Below are 17,111 nucleotides of genomic sequence, written 5' to 3'. Positions count from 1 at the left end.
TCGACAGGCTCAGGGCGAACGGTGTTGGAGGAGAAGGGACCCGCCGATCCAGGCGGGTTCCGTGCTTCCAGAGATTACGAAAAGCGTTTCATGTCCGACCAGAACCTGCCCGACAACCAGCCGAACACTCCCGCCAACGCCAGCGATTCCTATGGCGAAGGCGCCATCCAGATCCTGGAAGGCCTGGAAGCGGTGCGCAAGCGCCCCGGCATGTACATCGGCGACACGTCCGACGGCACCGGCCTGCACCACCTGGTGTTCGAGGTGGTGGACAACTCCATCGACGAAGCGCTGGCCGGCCACTGCGACGACATCGTGGTGACCATCCACACCGACAACAGCATCAGCGTGGTGGACAACGGCCGCGGCATTCCCACCGGCGTGAAGATGGACGACAAGCACGAGCCCAAGCGCAGTGCCGCCGAGATCGCGCTGACCGAGCTGCATGCCGGCGGCAAGTTCAACCAGAACAGCTACAAGGTCTCGGGCGGCCTGCACGGCGTGGGCGTCAGCTGCGTCAACGCGCTGTCGGTCATGCTGCGCCTGACGGTGCGCCGTGAAGGCAAGGTGCACGTGATGGAGTTCAGCCGCGGTATTCCGCAGAACGCCACTACCGAGGTGCGCGACGGCTTCGAAGTGCGCCCCATGACCATCCTGGGCGACACCGACAAGCGCGGCACCGAAGTGCACTTCCTGCCCGACGTGGAAATCTTCCGCGAGAACAACGACTTCCACTACGAGATCCTGAGCAAGCGCCTGCGGGAACTCTCGTTCCTGAACAACGGCGTGAACATCAAGCTGGTGGACGAACGCAACGGCAAGAGCGACGACTTCAGCGGCGCCGGCGGCGTGAAAGGCTTCGTCGACTACGTGAACAAAGGCAAATCGGTGTTGCACCCCAATGCCTTCCACGCCATCGGCGACAAGACCAGCGACCAGGGCACCAACATCGGCGTCGAAGTCGCCATGCAGTGGAACAGCGGCTACAACGAGCAGGTGCTGTGCTTCACCAACAACATCCCGCAGCGGGATGGTGGCACGCACCTCACGGGCCTGCGCGCGGCGATGACGCGCGTCATCAACAAGTACATCGAAGAGAACGAGCTGGCCAAGAAAGCAAAGGTGGAGATCACCGGCGACGACATGCGCGAAGGCCTCACCTGCGTGCTGAGCGTGAAGGTGCCCGAGCCCAAGTTCAGCAGCCAGACCAAGGACAAGCTGGTGTCCAGCGAAGTGCGCGGCCCGGTGGAAGACGTGGTGGCCAGCAAGCTGAGCGACTACCTGCAAGAGCGCCCCAACGACGCCAAGACCATCGTCGGCAAGATCATCGAAGCCGCGCGTGCGCGTGAAGCCGCCCGCAAGGCGCGCGAGATGACGCGCCGCAAGGGCGTGCTCGACGGCATGGGCCTGCCCGGCAAGCTGGCCGACTGCCAGGAGAAAGACCCCGCGATGTGCGAGATCTACATCGTGGAGGGCGACTCCGCCGGCGGCAGCGCCAAGCAGGGCCGCGACCGGAAGTTCCAGGCCATCCTGCCCCTGCGCGGCAAGATCCTGAACGTGGAGAAGGCGCGCTACGAGAAGCTGCTGACCAGCAACGAAATCCTGACGCTGATCACCGCGCTGGGCACCGGCATCGGCAAGGCGGGCACCGCCAACAGCAACGGCAAGGGCGACACCGACGACTTCAACGTCGCCAAGCTGCGCTACCACCGCATCATCATCATGACCGACGCCGACGTGGACGGCGCGCACATCCGCACGCTGCTGCTGACGTTCTTCTACCGCCAGATGCCCGAGCTGGTGGAGCGCGGCCACATCTACATCGCGCAGCCGCCGCTGTACAAGGTGAAGGCCGGCAAGGAAGAGCTGTACCTGAAGGACGGCACCGAGCTGGACGGCTTCCTGCTGCGCATCGCGTTGCAGGGCGCCACCATCCACACCGGCGGCGACAACCCCACCACCATCAGCGGCGAAACGCTGGCCGAACTGGCGCGCAAGCACATGGTGGCGGAGCAGGTCATCGGCCGCCTGTCGAACTTCATGGATGGCGAAGCGCTGCGCGCCATCGTCGACGGCGTGCGCCTGAACCTGGACACCGTGCCCGAAGCCGAGGCCAGCGCCGTGCAGCTGCAGGCGCACCTGCAGGAAATCGACAAGGCCCACCACGCGCCGCCGGCCGAAGTGGCGGGCGAGTTCGATGCCCGCACCGACAAGCCCATCCTGCGCATCAGCCGCCGCCACCACGGCAACGTGAAGAGCAGCGTGCTGACGCAGGACTTCGTGCACGGCGCCGACTACAAGGCCCTGGCCGACGCCGCCGACACCTTCCGCGGCCTGCTGCACGAAGGCGCCCGCGTGGTGCGCGGCGAAGGCGAGCGCGCGAAGGAAGAAAAGGTCGGCGACTTCCGCCAGGCCATGCGCTGGCTGATCTCCGAAGCCGAACGCGCCACCGCGCGCCAGCGCTACAAGGGCCTGGGCGAGATGAACCCCGAACAGCTGTGGGAGACCACGATGGACCCGAACGTGCGGCGTCTATTGAAGGTTCAGATCGACGACGCGATCGAGGCGGATCGCGTGTTCACGATGCTGATGGGGGATGAGGTGGAGCCGCGGCGGGACTTCATTGAGACGAATGCGTTGAGGGCGGCGAATATTGACGTGTGATGCGGATTCGTCGAAGAACCGAGGGATCGCTGCAGAACAGCGTCAAGGACAAAGTTGCTATGGGGGAAGCTCTTGCCCTCTTAGCGTTCCTTGGGGCTGCCATCGCCGGTCTAGCTTGGACGACAACCTATGTTCTGATGAACGAGTTCTATGGTTTCTTTGGTGCTCGACGTGTATTTGCATGGTCGTACCAAGAAATGGTCTTTCTAGGGGCACTTGAGCAGCTTCAGCCCCTACTGTACGTCGGCATCGCTTCTTTGATGGCATGGAAGTTCTTGTCAGACTTTTCGCCTGCTCGAAGAACTGCAGTCCTTAAGAGCTTCGCCTATTGGAGTCCGGTCGCCCTTGCATTAGCCGCGTACGGCGTCCTGTACGCATTGGGTCTTGCCGAAGAGCACGGTATGGAGCGCGCAAGAAAACTCGCGGTAGATAGTGAGCAAGGTATAGGTTCCAGAACGACTGTGCTTCGAAGAACTGGAGCGATGGTTTCGCGAATTTCTGGATTCCGAGTCGCGTGCACCGATAGAGCTTGCCTGCTCTATTTACCAGGTGAGAAGAAGACTACAGGCTCTGCAAAGCAAGCGGCTGGCACCACTGCGTTGGTGCTCTTAGATTCCAGCAGCTGCGTGGTCTCCCGTTTGAGCACGACCAGCGCAGACGATGCTCTTCCGGACTGCTGAATTTGAAGGACAAGAGCAGCGCTACTCGGTGAGCAGGAACTCTTCGTACCGCTGTGCCAAGCGGTCCTGATCTGGCCTGTCCCGATCGCGTGGCGGTAGTCTCAGTGCCGCACCGTTCAAACTCTTGAGTGCTTCGAGCATTGGGCCATCTCGCTGTGTTAGCAAGCGCTCTGCTACGCGAACTTTGAAGTCGGGAGAAATTCCGATGAGATGCGCATCAAACGCTGCGTGGTGAATCTTCGAAAGTGGAATGCCGTTTGGTACCACGGGTTGCCCGAAGTTCTCGTCCGCATCAGCAACGATGTGAGCCGCATCTAGTAGCGCTGCTTCCGGAAGCCCAGAAAGCGCGCATCGTCCGCCGTACGCAGCGACGACAGCTTCTCTAAACGACGCTTGATGAAGCCGCTGCTTGACTTGTCGGAGCGCGTATCTTCGTTCCGCGACATCTTGAGTAGGTGCACTTAGCGGATTGGAAAACGGCTCGTTAAAAAATATCTCTGCTCTCAATAGCTTTGCGTCCCAATCACCCACAAAGCAAGGGAAGATAGGAATGTATCGAGCAGGCGCGACGCCAAGGAAATAGATGATCGGGACTTGAGATTCCAGCGCTTCTTTCAACCACCTATTCTCGGGCGCTTGGGGATCGTCTCCCATGAAGGCATACGCAACGGAGGCGGAGCCATTCATGATTTGCTGATGAACCTCGCGTTGATCGTCGTACCAGACCTTCGCGCCTTTCTTAGGGTAGACGGTGCGAATGGAAAGTAGTGCTTGCATTGCACTTGGCTTGAAGATCCCGCGTTGAGGATTGATGAAGGGAACTCTTTTGTTCTCGGCCAAGAAACCTGCGCGAATATCGCTCGAATCAAGTACGGGCTTGGAATCCATCAATCTCCGCAGCTGCCTAAAAGCGGCTGCTCGAATTAGCCAATCGTTACTCGACGTCTGCATCTTCTAAGCTTAGCTCTGATTCACATATCTAACACTGTGCCAGCGCTCTTTACCGCTTTCCTGCCGCTTCTCCCGCTCATGCTGGCCGTCTTCGCCGGCTTCTTCCCCTCCGGCATGGCGCTCCCCGTCGTCCCGCGCTACGTCCACGACACGCTGGGCCTCGGCACCTTCTTCGTCGGCCTGGTCATGGGCAGCCAGTACGTCTCGTCCATCCTGTTCGGCCGGCGGCTCGCGGGCAGCACGGTGGACGGCCGCGGGCCGAAGCTGGCGATGCGCCTCGGGCTGCTGGGCATCAGCGTGGTGGGCGGCGGCTACTTCGCGTCGCTCGCGGTCGTCGAACAGCCGGCAGCCGCGGTCACGCTGCTGATCGCCGCGCGCCTGGTCACGGGCGTGGCCGAGGGCTTCATCATCACGTCGGCCCTGGCGTGGGGCATCGCGCGGCTGGGCGCCGCGCATTCGGGCAAGGTGATCGGCTGGGTGGGCATGGCGTTGTTCGCGGCGTACGGCGTGGGCGCGCCGGTGGGCAGCTGGGTGCACGAGCGGTTCGGCTTCGCGGGGGTCGCGGCCGCCGCAGTGCTGGTGCCGGTGGTACCGCTGGCGCTGGTCACGCTGATGGCCGGCACGGCGCCCAGCGGGCTGAAGCGGCCGCCGTTCCTGCACGTGCTGGGCCTGATCAAGCTGCCGGGGCTGGCACTCACGCTGGGTTCGTTTGGCTATGCGTCCATCAACGCCTTCATCGTGCTGCTGTTCGTGGGCAAGGGCTGGGGCGGCGCGGCGCTGGCGTTCAGCGCGCTGGGCGCGGGCTTCATCGTGGCGCGGCTGCTGGTGGGGCACTGGCCCGACCGCCACGGCGGCGCCATCGTGGGCGCGGGTTTCGCGGCGCTGCAGGCCGTGGGGCAGCTGCTGATCTGGCTGGCGCCCGGGCCGGTGTTGGCGTGCATCGGCGCGGCGCTGACCGGCGCCGGCTACGCGCTGCTGTTCCAGGGCTTCGGCGTGGAAGCGGTGCGGCGCACGCCGCCCGAAAGCCGCGGCGCGGCGATGGGCGGGTACGTGGTGTTCCAGGACATCTCGATGGGGCTGTCGGGGCCGTTGGGCGGGTGGCTGGCGCTGCAGGCCGGCGTCGACTCGGTGTACCTGGCAGGCGCCATCGCTTCCGCGGGGTCGGTGGCGCTTGCGCTGTGGATGCGGCGGCGACCCGTGGCGGCCTGAGTCAGCGCGGCGGCGAGCTGCCGCACTTCAGCGCGAACTGCCGGTCCCGCGCGAATTGACGTTCGCTGCGGATGCGGTCCTGCTCGGCGGGGCCCAGCGGCTCCCTGGCCCAGGCGTCGAGCTGCGCCACCCGGGCATCCAGATGCAAGCATTCGGGATGGCGCATCGCGGCTGGCTGCGGCGGGGCTGCAGCGACGGGCGCGGCCATGCCACGCGCGCGCTCCTGTTCCGCGAGTTGCACCTTCTGCGCCCAGGGCAGATTGCCGGGCACGGGCACGATCTGTTCGATCAGGGCGTTGTGCTGGTTGCAGTGCGCTTCGGCCCAGAACGCGCTGCCGTTGTAGGCCCGGCAAAGATAGATCGAGCTTGCCGTGGTGGACGACGGCTCGGAAGAAGCTCTGCTCTCCGTGTACCGCGAGACGACGGTTGCCTTTGTATTTGCTTCGCACGGGCCGTTCGACAGCGTGATGCCCGAGGCGGAAACACACTTGACGACGGTAACGCCGCGGTCGGCTTTCGATCGTTCCAGATCCTGCGGTGGTTCGATGGATGGCCCTGGGGCGCCGTCGGCTGCGCGTTGCGGTGCCGCTCTGGAAGGCGTGCCGTGTGTCGGGAGTTGTGCCCCCCACCACTGACAAGCCTTCAGCGAAAGGCAGGCGATGCAAACCACGGCAGTGACCGCGATGACCCAGCCATGGGCCGTGGACTCCGGCGGGCTGAAGGGTGCGTCCGTGCCCGGCGATTGCCGCGTCTCCCGGGCGTTGTCCCGGTCCATCAGTCCCATGCTTCCTCCCCGGCTTCTGTGCCGGCGAGTTTAGTGGCGCCGCTCGCCTGCACCCTGCACAATCGCGCGCATCACGAGTGGAGAAGAAGCATGGCTGCTTTGATCATCGGTCTGGTGCTGTTCCTCGGCGCGCACTCCGTGCGCATCTTCGCGGACAGCTGGCGCGCGCAGCGCATCGCGTCCATGGGCGAGAAGCCCTGGAAGGGCGCGTACACCATCGTCTCCCTCATCGGCTTCGCGCTCATCGTCTGGGGCTTCGGCATGGCGCGCCAGCATCCCGTGGTGATCTGGTCGCCGCCGCGCGGCATGAATCACCTGGCCGCGCTGCTGATGCTGTTCTCTTTCATCCTGCTGCCGGCGGCGTACGTGCCGCGCAACGCCATCAAGGCGAAGCTGCACCACCCGATGGTGCTGTCGGTGAAGGTCTGGGCGTTCGCGCACCTGCTGGCCAACGGCAACCTGGCCGACGTGGTGCTGTTCGGCGCCTTCCTGGTGTGGGCGGTGCTGGACTTCCGTGCGGCGCGGCAGCGCGATCGCGCAGGCAATGTGCAGTACGCGGCGGGCACGGCGAAGGGCACGGCCATCACCGTCGTCATCGGGCTGGTGGCGTACGCGGTGTTCGTGTTCTGGGCACACGCCTTTCTCATCGGCGTCAGCCCGCTGGGGTTCTGACCATGCGCATCGAGGTGCTGCGCCTCGCGCCGGGGCAGGACTTGCGCCAGGCCTTGCAGCAGGCGTTCGCGGGCTGGCACCAGGGCGAAGGGTTGGAAGCTGCGTGCATCGTCTCGGCGGTGGGCAGCCTGTCGCGCGCGGTGCTGCGCTACGCGGGTGAGCCGCAGGGCACACAGTGGGCCGAGCCGCTGGAACTGCTCACGCTCTCGGGCACGCTCAGTCCGGACGGCGTGCACCTGCATGCTTCGGTGTCGGATGCGCGCGGGCAAGTGCGTGGCGGCCACCTGATGCCCGGCTGCATCGTGCGCACGACGGCGGAGGTGGTGGTGGGGCTGTTGCCGGATTGGTCGTTCGGCCGGCAACCGGATGCCGCGACGGGTTACCTGGAGCTGGTCGCGCGCAGGCGCTGAGGCAGTGCCTCGGCTTCGACAGGCTCAGCCCGAACGGGGGGCTGCCGATCGGTTGCCGGCTGCAGACCCAGGCTGGCTGCAGGCACAGCCGCAGCCTTTGTCCTCACTGTGAGTCTCGTCTCGCCTCACCGCGAGTCGTCCTTTCACCGTGGCCGCTCGCTCTTCTTCGTCTTGCGCGCCGCGGGCTTGTCGTACAGCGCGCGCAGTTCGTCCTTCGCGTCTTCCAGGTGCTTGCGCTGGCGGCTTTCCAGCTGGTGGCCGGCACGGTTGATGTAGAAGGTCAGCATCGACATGGCCGAGCGGTAAGGGTCGCTCTTGCGCCGCTCGCTGTGCTCGGCCGACGCCTTCAGCGACCGTGCGATCTTCTTCGGGTCGGTCTGCCGGAAGACGCCTTCCTTCAGGTCCAGCGCGTCGCTGGTGTCGGTGACGTGCTGCGACCAGCGGCGGGTGCTCGTGCGGGCCATGGCTGCTCCTTGGCTTGGCTGTGCCGCCAGTGTCGGCGTGATGCGCGGTCACGGCTGTCAGCCCGCGCTGTTGTTGCGTCCGCTTGCAGCGCGTCACAACGCATGACGCGTGAGGGCACACGTCCGACAGGCAGCGCGCAGCGGTGTTCCCAGAATGTCCTGGAGCACGCACCCAAAGGAGAGCTTCCATGGACATCACGCCCGCGCAGGCCACGGCCGAGATGCACCGCAAGCTGGCCGAGCCGGGGTCGGCCAGGCGCTACCACCCCGAGCGTGAAGAGGTCCACCCCGTGGGCCGTGAAACCGAAGTCAAGGGAAGGGACCAGAGATGAACATGAGCAAGAAGCGCGCTTTCCTCGCGAAAGAGCAGAGACGGGCCCGCAACCCCGGCAAGATGATGAAGGGCAGCGCTGCGGAGCGCGGCACGGCCAAGGGCAACGTGGCGGACCACCAGCAGCCCGGCGTGGGCAAGTTGGCCAACGACCACAACAAGCAGGGCGCGCAGGCCAGGACGCAGACCAACCAGCACGAGCGCACGCCGGAGAGCCGGAGCGATCGCGAGAACCTGGCGGGCTCGCACAACCAGGTGTCTTCGCGCAAGGGCGGCGGTGGCGCGGGGCGCACGCCTCGCGGGGCGGGCTGACGGGTACGCTACGCTTGCGGCTCCTTTTCCCAGGAGCCGCCCATGCCGCAGCCCGAGTCCGTTCTCTCGCACATCTCGCTAGGCACCAACGACTACCCGCGCGCCAAGGCGTTCTACGACGCCGTGCTCGCCACGCTGGGCATCCGTTGCCTGATGGAGCACGGCCCTTCGGCCGGCTACGGCAAGGGCTTCCCCGATTTCTGGATCGGCCTGCCGCACGACGGCGGCCGCGCGGCGGTGGGCAACGGCACGCACGTGTGCTTCGTCGCCAACTCGCAGGAAGAGGTGCAGGCCTTCCATGCGAAGGCGCTGCAACTCGGCGCGCATGACGACGGCGGTCCCGGCATCCGTCCGGAGTATTCCCCGCGCTACTACGCCGCTTTCGTCCACGACCCGGACGGCCACAAGATAGAGGCCGTGTACCTGCTGCCGCAAGGCACGCAGTGAACGGCTGAGGCGGCGCTTGTCATTGCGGGCTTGACCCCCAATCCACCGGGTCAAGCCCGGCATGACAGTCACTGCCCCTTCAGCGTCTTCTCCAGGTTCTCCAGGACCGTCGTCCAGCCGCCTTCGGCGCGCTCCAGCATCTCCGTTGCTTCTTCATCGGCGGGGCCGAGGTCGTGGCGCAGCGTCAGCAGGCAGCCATCGCCCTGGGGCTCGATGTCGACGATCACCGTGGTTTCGTGCGACTGGAACTGCGGCAGCCCGAAGCTGAAGGCGATGCGCCGCGGCCGGTCCAGCTGCAGGAAGCGGCCGGTGTGTTCCACATCCATCTCGGTGTCCGGGCCGGCTTCCAGCCGGCGGCGGTCGACGATGGTGAAGCGGCCATTGACGTTCGGCTCGATGGTGCAGCGGATGACTTCTCCGGTGGACGTGGCGAACCAGAAGCGGCGCGCCAGCTGCGGGTCCAGCCAGGCGTCGTACACCGCCTCGGCGGTGCAGTCGTAGGCGCGCTGGACGCGCACGATGGTGGAGGTGGCCATGCTCCGGTTATCGCGGCGGGGCCGCGCCTCGTCAAGCCGGAACCGGTCGCGTTCGCTTGTAGGGAAGCGCTCGCGGCGGCTGCGTCCTACACATTCTGTTGCCGCCGTCGGCCTGTGCCGCGCGTGGCCGCGCACCACACTGCCAGCGTGAACTCGCAGGAGCACGCCATGAAGATCCAACACCAACCTTGGCACTGGGCCGCCGTGGCGGCCGTGCTGGCTGTCGCGCTGCTCACGCTGCACGACGCGCATGGGCAAAGCGGTTCGGCGGCCGTGTACCAGGGCCGTCCTGCCATGAGCGGCGCGCAGGCGGGCCTGGGCGCGATGTCGGGGCCGCCGCAAGGCGGCGTCGGCCCGCAGAGCGTGGACGAACCCGGCGGCGGGCTGGGGCTGCGCAGGCCGCGCGACGTGGAAGTCGCGGGGCCGGTGTTGCCGCGTGACCCGGGCCTGGACCGCTCGCAGCAGCGCGACGACACCCTGGCGCCGCAACGAGACCGCGACAGCGGCGACGTGGTCAAGCGCGAGCGCAACACCACCGGCGCGAAGGACCAGATGCGGTCGACCAGCAAGGCCAAGCGCGCCGTGAAGCGGGACGTGGAGCGCGCGCGGCACGGGGTGAGCGGGGTCGACAGCGCGAACTGAAGTCTTTTCCTTCCTCCAGAGGGGGAGGGAGCAAGAATCAAAGCACCGACTTCGCCTTCCGCAGGTCCGCCACGAAATCCTCGAACGCCTGTTCCCTCTCCTCCGGCAGCATGCGCAGCAGCGCGCTGGGGTGAAGCGTCACCAGCACCTTCAGCCCGTCTTGGCGCGTCAGCCACTTGCCGCGCTCGGACATCACGGGCACGGCTTGGCCCATCAGTGACCGCGCGGCGGTGGCACCCAGCGCCACCAGCGCCTTCGGTTTCACCAGCGCGATCTCGTCTTCCAGCCAGTGCAGGCACGCGGCCGCTTCGCGCTGCGTGGGGCTCTTGTGGATGCGCCGCTTGCCGCGCAGTTCGAACTTGAAGTGCTTCACCGCGTTGGACACGAACACGGCGTCGCGTGGAATGCCCAGTGCTTGCAGCGCGCGGTCCAGCAGTTTGCCGGCGGGGCCGACGAAGGGGTGGCCCTGCAGGTCTTCCTGGTCGCCGGGCTGCTCGCCCACGAACATCAGCGCCGCGTGCACGCGGCCTTCGCCGTTGACCGACTGCGTGGCGAATTCGCCGAGGGGACATTCGCGGCAACGCATGGTGGCGGCCTTCAGGTCTTCCAGCGAAGCGATGCGGTCTTCGTGCAGCGTCACCACGGGATTGCGTGCCACGGGCTTGGGCACGCGTTTGCGGGGTGCTTCGGCGGGGCGTTCGATCATGCTGCCGCTCCTTTCCACCGCCTGCGCCGACAGGCCGCCGATCAGCTGCGATTCGGGCAGGTTGTGCCAGTACTTGCGCGGCATCTCCTTGCGCATCTGCCTCATCTTCAGCCGCGCGGGATTGAAGATGCTCTCGTAGTAGGTGAGCCACAACGCCTCGCCGGCATCGGGGCCGGGCGCGTCGGCGCGATCGCCGCCGGGGCCGAACCGCAGCCGCTGGCCGTCCCATTGCACCGAGCGCTCGGGCGTGAGGATGGCCCAGCGCATGTTGGCGAAACGCCGCGCGAACCAGAGCGACACCGCCTCGACGATGTGGTGCGCCGGCTCGAACCACGCCACGTGCACCACCTCGCCCGCATGCTCTTCGTCGGGCACCTGGCGGAAGCGCACGAACGCCTTCATCTTGTGGATGTCGCGCCGCACCGACTGCGCCATCTGCTGCGCCTGCAGCATGTCGGCGTCCAGCGGGTCGTGCCTCAGCGTCGGCTCGTGCACCAGCCGCCACAGCAGGCGGTACAGCAGGGCGAAGCGATGCGGGTCGTGGTGCAGCACCACCACTTCGCACAGCCCCAAGAACGATGCGGGCACCAGCGCCGTCGCCGCGCGGGACAGGCCCCTGGTGCGCCCTTCGCCTTCGCCCACCGGCTGCGCGAACATGTCGTCGCTGAGCGTGTGCAGGGTTTCCCAGTGCACCTGCTCGGGCGGCACCTGGTGGGCCAGCAGTTCGCGCGCTTCGTTGCGGAAGCCCGCCAGGTCGGTTTCGCTGGCCAGGCGTGGCATGGCGTCAGAACAGCGCGCCTTGTTGGGGCACGCGTTTGGGGGCCGCGGGCGCGGGGCCGCGCGGGACGTGGTCGGCCATCTCGACGAAAGGCAGCACCTTCTTCACCGGCACGTGCAGGCGCTTCAGGTCGTCGCTGCGCAGGCGGCGGATGCGGCGCGCGGCCAGCAGGCGATCGACCGCCTTCACGCCCAGGCCGGGCACGCGCAGCAGCAGCTCGCGCGGCGCGCGGTTCAGGTCGATGGGGAAGCGCTCGGGATGCGCGCGTGCCCAGGCCATCTTCGGGTCTTCGTCCAGCGACAGCATGCCGCCGCCGGCAGCGGGCGTGATCTCGCGCGCTTCGAAGCCGTAGAAGCGCATCAGCCAGTCGGCCTGGTACAGGCGGTGCTCGCGCACCAGCGGCGGCGCCTTCAGCGGCAGGTTGCCGGCGGCGTGCGGGATGGGGCTGAACGCGGAGTAGTAGACGCGCTTCAGGTCGTACGAGCCGTACAGCTGCGCGCTGGTGGCCAGGATGGTGGCGTCGTCGGTGGCATCGGCGCCGACGATCATCTGCGTGCTCTGGCCCGCCGCGGCGAAATGCGGTGCTTCCGCTCGCCTGGGCTTGGCGTTGCCGAACACGGTGATGGGCTTTGCTTCGACTTCGCGCCTGGCCTCTTTCGCTTCGTCGATGTGCACGCGCAGCCGCGCCATCGACCGCTTGATGGCGCCCACGTCTTTTTCGGGCGCCAGCGATTGCAGGCTGGCCACCGTGGGTAGCTCGATGTTGATCGACAAGCGGTCCGCGTAAAGCCCCGCGCGCGCCAGCAGGTCGGGCGCGGCTTCGGGAATCGTTTTCAGGTGGATGTAGCCGCGGAAGTCGTGCTCTTCGCGCAGGCGGCGCGCGACTTCGACCACCTGTTCCATCGTGTAGTCGGGGCTGCGGATGATGCCGCTGGACAGGAACAGGCCTTCGATGCAGTTGCGGCGGTAGAAGTCCAGCGTGAGGTGCACCACCTCGTCGACCGTGAAGCGCGCGCGCTGCACGTTGCTGGTGGCGCGGTTGACGCAGTACAGGCAGTCGAACTGGCAGTAGTTGGTCAGCAGGATCTTCAGCAGCGAGATGCAGCGGCCGTCCGGCGCGTAGCTGTGGCAGATGCCCGTGCCTTCGTTGGAACCGATGCCGCGCCCGCCCACGGAATCGCGCGCGACGCCGCCGCTGGACGCGCACGAAGCGTCGTACTTGGCGGCGTCCGCCAGGACCGCGAGTTTGGTCTTCAGTTCCACTGGAAGAATGTACAGTAGTCAGCCGCGAGGCCCGCCGAGCTTGCCTGTTACATGACCGTGCTGCGGGGACTTGGCGCGCACCGGCACCGGCTGCAGGCCGCTCGTGGCGCTCAGCCACTGCTGCAAGGAGCGCACCAGCCACTCGGTTTGCGCCTGCTGCCAGGCCAACGCGCCGTCGAAAAGGGCGGCGGCTTGTTCAGGCAGCGGGAAGGAAGGTTTGTGGTGGGAAGCCATGGTGGAAGGTCCTTTTGGCGTTGGAAGTTCATGCGGCCGGGGCGATGTGCGCCCTCTTCTTGAGCCGCCGCGCGCGCACCTCCATCACGAGGTACATCAACGCGGCGATCGCCAGCGGGCCGATGTAGTACACGGCCCGGTAGCCGAGCAGCGCGGCCAGCAGCTGCCCTTCGGAAATGCGGTGCCCCAGCAGGGCGATGAACACGGCTTCGAACACGCCCAGGCCGGCGGGCACGTGCAGCACGACGCCGGCGATGGCGCCCACCAGCAACACCGTGAGCACGTCCGTGTAGTCGATCTGCCGCTGCAGCAGCACGTAGATGATCCCGGCCATCAGCATCCAGTTGGCGCACGAGATGGCCATCTGCAGGATGGCGATGCGCCAGGGCGGCAGGTACAGCTCGTGCCCGCGCCAGTCCCAGGTGTGGTCGCCCATGCGCCAGCACGCCACGATGTAGGTCAGCGAAATCGTGACCAGCGCCGCGCCCAGCCATTCCAGGCCGTGGTTGCCCATGTGCCATGCAGGCGGCAGCGCCAGCGGGTGCGTGATGAACAGGACGCCGGCCAGCAGCTTGTAGCCCAGCCAGTTGGTCAGCATGCTCATCGACACGATGCGCGTGATGACGCCCGTCTTCAGTCCCAGCCGCGAATACAGCCGGTAGCGGAAGCCCACGCCGCCCACCAGTGAGCCGATGCACAGGTTGAACGTGTAGCTGACGAACGTCACCGCCATCACGATGCCGGTCTTCAGCGTGTGGCCCGTGTAGTGGCGGCCGATCAGGTCGAACGTCGCGTAGAGCAGGTGGCTGGCGATGGCGAGGCCCACTGCCATGGCCAGCGCGGGCCCGGGAAGGTGCTTCAGCGAGTCGAGGACGTCGCCCCAGTCGATGTGCTGGGCGTACTCGAACAGCAGCCAGGCCACCGCGATGAAGAACACCCAGGAGGTGATGCGCTTGGCCCAAGGCCACCAGTGGCGCTCCCTCAGCCGGGTTTTCTCTCCCTCCCCCCCTGGGGGAGGGTGGGGGTGGGGGCGAGTCGAAGGCGGTGCATGCCCCCACCCCAGCCCTCCCCCAGGGGGGGAGGGAGCAAAGCCGCCATGACGGGCCGAGTGCGTGTTCATCGCACCTCCTCCCCCGTCACCGCGCACGCCGGCTGCATCTCCTCCGGCATCGCGGGCGCGAGCCTGGGCCGGTGGCGCGGCAGCCACGACGCCATCGCCGGATACAGCCGCACCAGGTGGAACGCGATGAAGCTGCGCACCACGCCCAGCCAGCCGGCGTTGTGCTCCAGCTCTTCGTACAAGATCTCCTGGCAGCTCTTGCGCATCAGCCGCTGCAGGTTGGACGACAGCTCCTCGTTGAAGCCGCGGTCGCGGATGATGACGTTGGCTTCCAGGTTCAGCTGCAGGCTCAGCGGGTCGAGGTTGCTCGAGCCGATGGTGGCCCACTCGCCGTCGACCAGCGCCACCTTGCCGTGCAGCGGGCGTTCGCAGTATTCGAAGATGCGCACGCCCGCTTTCGCCAGGTGGCCGTACAGCGCGCTCGCGCCGACCTTCACGATCGCCATGTCGGGCGTGCCCTGCAGGATCAGCCGCACGTCCACGCCACGCCGTGCCGCGCGCCGCAGGTCGCGGATCAGCCGGTAGCCGGGGAAGAAGTAGGCGTTGGCGATGACGATGCGCTTGCGGGCCGCGCGGATCGCGATGCGGTACTGGTGCTCGATGTCGCTGGGGTGGTAGCCGTTGTCGCGCGTCACCAGCATCGCGCGCGCGGTGCCGGCGCGCGGCAGCTGCCCGGGTGCGCTGCGCACCTGCCGCCGCCAGCGCCACCAGCGGCGCGAGGCGTTGTGGCGCGAGCCCGCCGCCAGTGCCGCATGGGCGAAGCGGTGGATTTCCGCGACGATGGGCCCTTCCACTTCGGCCGCGTAGTCCTGCTTGGCTTCCGGGCCGTAGTCGCCCAGGTGGTCGGCCGAGTAGTTGATGCCGCCGATGAAGGCGATGTGGCCGTCGACCACCACGATCTTGCGGTGCATGCGGCGCAGCACCTTGGGGCGGAAGCCGAACGGCCGCGGGCCGGGATCGAAGACGTGCAGCCGCGCGCCGGCTTCGCACAGCGTGGAAATGAAGTGGGGCGACAGGTCGGGGGAGCCCCAGCCGTCGACCGTGATGTCGACCTGCACGCCGCGGCGCGCGGCCGCGACCAGCGCCTCGTGCAGCTGCAGGCCGACCTTGTCCTCGAAGAGGATGAAGCTCTCGATGACCACTTCCCTGCGGGCCTCGGCGATGCGCGCGAGCACGCGCGGGAAGAACTCTTCGCCGTTCTCCAGCAGGGTGAAGCGGTTGCCGTCGTACCAGCGGGCGGACATGGTGTCCTCTCTTGTCCTTTCGGTCTCTACAGGTGGATCTCCGCCACGAGCGGTGCGTGGTCGGACAGGTGGGACCACGGGCGGCGCGGCAGCACCACCGGCAGGTGGACGGACGCGTTGCGCACGTAGATGCGGTCCAGGGACAGCAGCGGAAAGCGCGCCGGGAAGGTCTTGGCCGACTCGCCGTAGGCGTGCACGAAGACTTCGCGCAGGCCGATCTCACGCTCCAGGATCGCGTTGGCGCGGCGGCGCCAGTCGTTGAAGTCGCCCGCCACGACGAGCGGCGCGTTGTCGGGCACTTCGCTGCGCACCATCTCGCACAGCAGGTCCAGCTGCTGCACGCGGTGCGACTCGGCCAGGCCCAGGTGCACGCAGATGGCGTGCACGTCCACCGGCTGCCCCGGCACGCGCAGCACGCAGTGCAGCAGGCCGCGCTTCTCCGGTCCCGGCAGGGACACGTCGTGGTTCTGGAAATGCACGATGGGGAACTTGGACATCACGGCGTTGCCGTGCTCGCCCTTGGGGTACACGACGTTGCGGCCGTACGCGTACTGCGGCCAGATGCTGTCAGCCAGGAATTCGTAGTGCGGCTCGTCCGGCCAGTCCTGGATGCGCCTGCCGTGGCCTTCGTGCGAGCCCAGCACCTCCTGCAAGAACACTACATCGGCGCCGATCTTGCGCACGGCGTCGCGCAGCTCCGGCAAGATGAACTTGCGGTTGAAGGTCGTGAAGCCCTTGTGGATGTTGACCGTCATCACGGTCAGCGGCGGGGCGGCCGGATGGTCTGCCATGTCCATTTTCGCGCGTGGTTCTCCCGGAGAAGTTTTGTACCGGCGCGCTCTACCGTGACCTGTAGGACGGCAGGCCCCAAGGCCCGTCGCCTCGGTTGCGACCGGGCGTGCGACACGCGCCCAACCTCGCGCAATCGGGAGTTCCATCCCCATCCATCAGCACGACAGCGGGGTGGTTCCCAGGCTGGGCTGGTTCCACCACAATCGTCCACCGTCCTTCTCAACTTCCCGGAAACAGAAAGAGCCCATGCCGCGTTCCGCCCGAATCCCTTGTCTTGCAGCGGTGCTTCTCGCCGGCGCCCTGCCGTTGGCCGCCTTCGCGCAGGACTGGCGGCCGGCCACGGTGTTCGTGCAGGGCGGCCCTGGGCCGAAGGACGGCCTGAAGGCGGTCACGGTCGGGGCGCAGTGGCCCTGGGTCTGGCGCAGCGAATTCGCCGGCGGCGAGTTCACGGGTGCGACCGAGGTGTTCCTCAGTGGCTGGCGCGCCGACGCGCCCGGCGGCGGCCACCGCACCTACGCGCAGCTCGGGCTGGTGCCCATGTTCCGCTGGCGCCCCGCGCAGGCGCCCTGGTTCGTCGAGGCCGGCATCGGCTTGTCCGTGCTGGACAAGCAGTACGTCACGGCGAACCGCGTGCAGTCTTCAGAGTGGAATTTCAGCGACAACCTGGCGCTGGGGTACGACATCGGCAAGGGGTCGGAGGTGAGCCTGCGCTGGCAGCACTCGTCCAACGGCGGGGCGCGCAAGCCCAACCCCGGGATCAACCTGTACGCGGTGCGCTACGCGGTGAAGTTCTGATCCCGCGTTCACCGCGGCCATGAAGAAAAGCCTGCCCGGCGAGAGCCGGGGCAGGCTTTTTTGTTCCGCCCGAGCCT

General features: G+C 67.0%; 20 protein-coding genes. 10 read left to right on the top strand and 10 right to left on the bottom strand.

The features are described from left to right. The first annotated feature begins 90 nt into the window (after positions 1-90). Both gyrB and EZ216_RS12060 read left to right on the top strand, forming a co-directional pair. On the top strand, positions 91-2,664 hold the full coding sequence (gene gyrB / locus EZ216_RS12065) for a DNA topoisomerase (ATP-hydrolyzing) subunit B (RefSeq protein ID WP_135250018.1): 2,574 nt from the start codon (positions 91-93) through the stop codon (positions 2,662-2,664). Between the two features lie 137 nt (positions 2,665-2,801). Further along, positions 2,802-3,344 (top strand): hypothetical protein, encoded by a 543-nt coding sequence (locus EZ216_RS12060; RefSeq protein ID WP_135250017.1) that lies wholly within the window; start codon positions 2,802-2,804, stop codon positions 3,342-3,344. A 21-nt stretch (positions 3,345-3,365) separates the two neighbouring features. Here the strand turns inward: EZ216_RS12060 and EZ216_RS12055 are convergent, their stop codons facing one another. After that, complete coding sequence (locus tag EZ216_RS12055; protein WP_239024357.1) at positions 3,366-4,232, bottom strand: HNH endonuclease; 867 nt, start codon at positions 4,230-4,232, stop codon at positions 3,366-3,368. A 99-nt stretch (positions 4,233-4,331) separates the two neighbouring features. On the opposite strand from EZ216_RS12055, the gene EZ216_RS12050 reads away from it, so the two are divergent. Continuing rightward, positions 4,332-5,504: an arabinose transporter gene (locus EZ216_RS12050; RefSeq protein WP_275405145.1), complete on the top strand. Its 1,173-nt coding sequence runs from the start codon at positions 4,332-4,334 to the stop codon at positions 5,502-5,504. 1 nt (position 5,505) lies between these two features. On the opposite strand, the gene EZ216_RS12045 is transcribed toward EZ216_RS12050, so the two are convergent. Further along, positions 5,506-6,288: a hypothetical protein gene (locus tag EZ216_RS12045; RefSeq protein WP_135250014.1), complete on the bottom strand. Its 783-nt coding sequence runs from the start codon at positions 6,286-6,288 to the stop codon at positions 5,506-5,508. A gap of 90 nt (positions 6,289-6,378) precedes the next feature. On the opposite strand from EZ216_RS12045, the gene EZ216_RS12040 reads away from it, so the two are divergent. Beyond that, positions 6,379-6,960, top strand: a complete 582-nt coding sequence (locus EZ216_RS12040) for an NnrU family protein (protein ID WP_135250013.1) — start codon at positions 6,379-6,381, stop codon at positions 6,958-6,960. Positions 6,961-6,962: 2 nt separating this feature from the next. Further along, positions 6,963-7,370, top strand: a complete 408-nt coding sequence (locus EZ216_RS12035; protein ID WP_135250012.1) for a PPC domain-containing DNA-binding protein — start codon at positions 6,963-6,965, stop codon at positions 7,368-7,370. A 143-nt stretch (positions 7,371-7,513) separates the two neighbouring features. On the opposite strand, the gene EZ216_RS12030 is transcribed toward EZ216_RS12035, so the two are convergent. Next, a complete protein-coding gene (locus tag EZ216_RS12030) occupies positions 7,514-7,834 on the bottom strand; it encodes a DUF3175 domain-containing protein (RefSeq protein WP_135250011.1) in 321 nt (106 codons plus the stop codon). A gap of 188 nt (positions 7,835-8,022) precedes the next feature. Between EZ216_RS12030 and EZ216_RS21370 the strand changes: the two genes are divergently transcribed. Genes EZ216_RS21370 through EZ216_RS12020 form a run of 3 tightly spaced genes read left to right on the top strand, consistent with a single transcriptional unit; the run spans position 8,023 to position 8,924 of the window. Beyond that, entirely contained in the window at positions 8,023-8,166 is a 144-nt protein-coding gene (locus EZ216_RS21370; RefSeq protein ID WP_167772875.1) for a hypothetical protein, read from the top strand. A gap of 2 nt (positions 8,167-8,168) precedes the next feature. After that, the gene (locus EZ216_RS12025; protein ID WP_338050539.1) at positions 8,169-8,477 is read left to right on the top strand and encodes a hypothetical protein; all 309 of its coding nucleotides are present in this window, start codon (positions 8,169-8,171) and stop codon (positions 8,475-8,477) included. Positions 8,478-8,519: 42 nt separating this feature from the next. Beyond that, a complete protein-coding gene (locus EZ216_RS12020) occupies positions 8,520-8,924 on the top strand; it encodes a VOC family protein (protein ID WP_135250010.1) in 405 nt (134 codons plus the stop codon). 68 nt (positions 8,925-8,992) lie between these two features. Here the strand turns inward: EZ216_RS12020 and EZ216_RS12015 are convergent, their stop codons facing one another. Further along, positions 8,993-9,460, bottom strand: a complete 468-nt coding sequence (locus tag EZ216_RS12015; RefSeq protein ID WP_135250009.1) for an SRPBCC family protein — start codon at positions 9,458-9,460, stop codon at positions 8,993-8,995. Between the two features lie 168 nt (positions 9,461-9,628). On the opposite strand from EZ216_RS12015, the gene EZ216_RS12010 reads away from it, so the two are divergent. After that, positions 9,629-10,102: a hypothetical protein gene (locus tag EZ216_RS12010; RefSeq protein WP_135250008.1), complete on the top strand. Its 474-nt coding sequence runs from the start codon at positions 9,629-9,631 to the stop codon at positions 10,100-10,102. A gap of 37 nt (positions 10,103-10,139) precedes the next feature. Here the strand turns inward: EZ216_RS12010 and EZ216_RS12005 are convergent, their stop codons facing one another. The 6 genes from EZ216_RS12005 to EZ216_RS11980 form a co-directional block, all read right to left on the bottom strand. Beyond that, positions 10,140-11,588, bottom strand: coding sequence for a UdgX family uracil-DNA binding protein (locus tag EZ216_RS12005; protein ID WP_135250007.1), 1,449 nt, complete (start codon positions 11,586-11,588; stop codon positions 10,140-10,142). 4 nt (positions 11,589-11,592) lie between these two features. Next, positions 11,593-12,849, bottom strand: a complete 1,257-nt coding sequence (locus tag EZ216_RS12000; RefSeq protein WP_135250006.1) for a putative DNA modification/repair radical SAM protein — start codon at positions 12,847-12,849, stop codon at positions 11,593-11,595. Positions 12,850-12,867: 18 nt separating this feature from the next. Beyond that, the gene (locus EZ216_RS11995; RefSeq protein ID WP_135250005.1) at positions 12,868-13,083 is read right to left on the bottom strand and encodes a hypothetical protein; all 216 of its coding nucleotides are present in this window, start codon (positions 13,081-13,083) and stop codon (positions 12,868-12,870) included. A 28-nt stretch (positions 13,084-13,111) separates the two neighbouring features. Continuing rightward, complete coding sequence (locus EZ216_RS11990; RefSeq protein ID WP_239024356.1) at positions 13,112-14,020, bottom strand: lysylphosphatidylglycerol synthase domain-containing protein; 909 nt, start codon at positions 14,018-14,020, stop codon at positions 13,112-13,114. Positions 14,021-14,199: 179 nt separating this feature from the next. Next, positions 14,200-15,447, bottom strand: a complete 1,248-nt coding sequence (gene clsB / locus EZ216_RS11985; RefSeq protein WP_135250003.1) for a cardiolipin synthase ClsB — start codon at positions 15,445-15,447, stop codon at positions 14,200-14,202. Positions 15,448-15,473: 26 nt separating this feature from the next. Beyond that, positions 15,474-16,244 (bottom strand): endonuclease/exonuclease/phosphatase family protein, encoded by a 771-nt coding sequence (locus tag EZ216_RS11980; RefSeq protein WP_135250002.1) that lies wholly within the window; start codon positions 16,242-16,244, stop codon positions 15,474-15,476. Positions 16,245-16,485: 241 nt separating this feature from the next. Between EZ216_RS11980 and EZ216_RS11975 the strand changes: the two genes are divergently transcribed. Then, the gene (locus EZ216_RS11975) at positions 16,486-17,034 is read left to right on the top strand and encodes an acyloxyacyl hydrolase (RefSeq protein WP_135250001.1); all 549 of its coding nucleotides are present in this window, start codon (positions 16,486-16,488) and stop codon (positions 17,032-17,034) included. Positions 17,035-17,111: the final 77 nt, after the last annotated feature.

Origin of the sequence: Ramlibacter humi, assembly GCF_004681975.1 — a bacterium.
In the GTDB taxonomy this organism is placed as follows: domain Bacteria; phylum Pseudomonadota; class Gammaproteobacteria; order Burkholderiales; family Burkholderiaceae_C; genus Ramlibacter; species Ramlibacter humi.
Note: the sequence above shows the minus strand (reverse complement) of the source record. Positions and strands in the feature narration are given on the sequence as shown.

What these genes read in the sequence shown, in the direction of transcription:
- gyrB (WP_135250018.1), top strand. Translation starts at nt 91, where the DNA reads ATGTCCGACCAGAACCTGCCCGACAACCAGCCGAACACTCCCGCCAAC.
- EZ216_RS12060 (WP_135250017.1), top strand. Translation starts at nt 2,802, where the DNA reads ATGAACGAGTTCTATGGTTTCTTTGGTGCTCGACGTGTATTTGCATGG.
- EZ216_RS12055 (WP_239024357.1), bottom strand. Translation starts at nt 4,232, where the DNA reads ATGGATTCCAAGCCCGTACTTGATTCGAGCGATATTCGCGCAGGTTTC.
- EZ216_RS12045 (WP_135250014.1), bottom strand. Translation starts at nt 6,288, where the DNA reads ATGGGACTGATGGACCGGGACAACGCCCGGGAGACGCGGCAATCGCCG.
- EZ216_RS12040 (WP_135250013.1), top strand. Translation starts at nt 6,379, where the DNA reads ATGGCTGCTTTGATCATCGGTCTGGTGCTGTTCCTCGGCGCGCACTCC.
- EZ216_RS12035 (WP_135250012.1), top strand. Translation starts at nt 6,963, where the DNA reads ATGCGCATCGAGGTGCTGCGCCTCGCGCCGGGGCAGGACTTGCGCCAG.
- EZ216_RS12030 (WP_135250011.1), bottom strand. Translation starts at nt 7,834, where the DNA reads ATGGCCCGCACGAGCACCCGCCGCTGGTCGCAGCACGTCACCGACACC.
- EZ216_RS21370 (WP_167772875.1), top strand. Translation starts at nt 8,023, where the DNA reads ATGGACATCACGCCCGCGCAGGCCACGGCCGAGATGCACCGCAAGCTG.
- EZ216_RS12025 (WP_338050539.1), top strand. Translation starts at nt 8,169, where the DNA reads ATGAGCAAGAAGCGCGCTTTCCTCGCGAAAGAGCAGAGACGGGCCCGC.
- EZ216_RS12020 (WP_135250010.1), top strand. Translation starts at nt 8,520, where the DNA reads ATGCCGCAGCCCGAGTCCGTTCTCTCGCACATCTCGCTAGGCACCAAC.
- EZ216_RS12015 (WP_135250009.1), bottom strand. Translation starts at nt 9,460, where the DNA reads ATGGCCACCTCCACCATCGTGCGCGTCCAGCGCGCCTACGACTGCACC.
- EZ216_RS12010 (WP_135250008.1), top strand. Translation starts at nt 9,629, where the DNA reads ATGAAGATCCAACACCAACCTTGGCACTGGGCCGCCGTGGCGGCCGTG.
- EZ216_RS12005 (WP_135250007.1), bottom strand. Translation starts at nt 11,588, where the DNA reads ATGCCACGCCTGGCCAGCGAAACCGACCTGGCGGGCTTCCGCAACGAA.
- EZ216_RS11995 (WP_135250005.1), bottom strand. Translation starts at nt 13,083, where the DNA reads ATGGCTTCCCACCACAAACCTTCCTTCCCGCTGCCTGAACAAGCCGCC.
- clsB (WP_135250003.1), bottom strand. Translation starts at nt 15,447, where the DNA reads ATGTCCGCCCGCTGGTACGACGGCAACCGCTTCACCCTGCTGGAGAAC.
- EZ216_RS11980 (WP_135250002.1), bottom strand. Translation starts at nt 16,244, where the DNA reads ATGGACATGGCAGACCATCCGGCCGCCCCGCCGCTGACCGTGATGACG.
- EZ216_RS11975 (WP_135250001.1), top strand. Translation starts at nt 16,486, where the DNA reads ATGCCGCGTTCCGCCCGAATCCCTTGTCTTGCAGCGGTGCTTCTCGCC.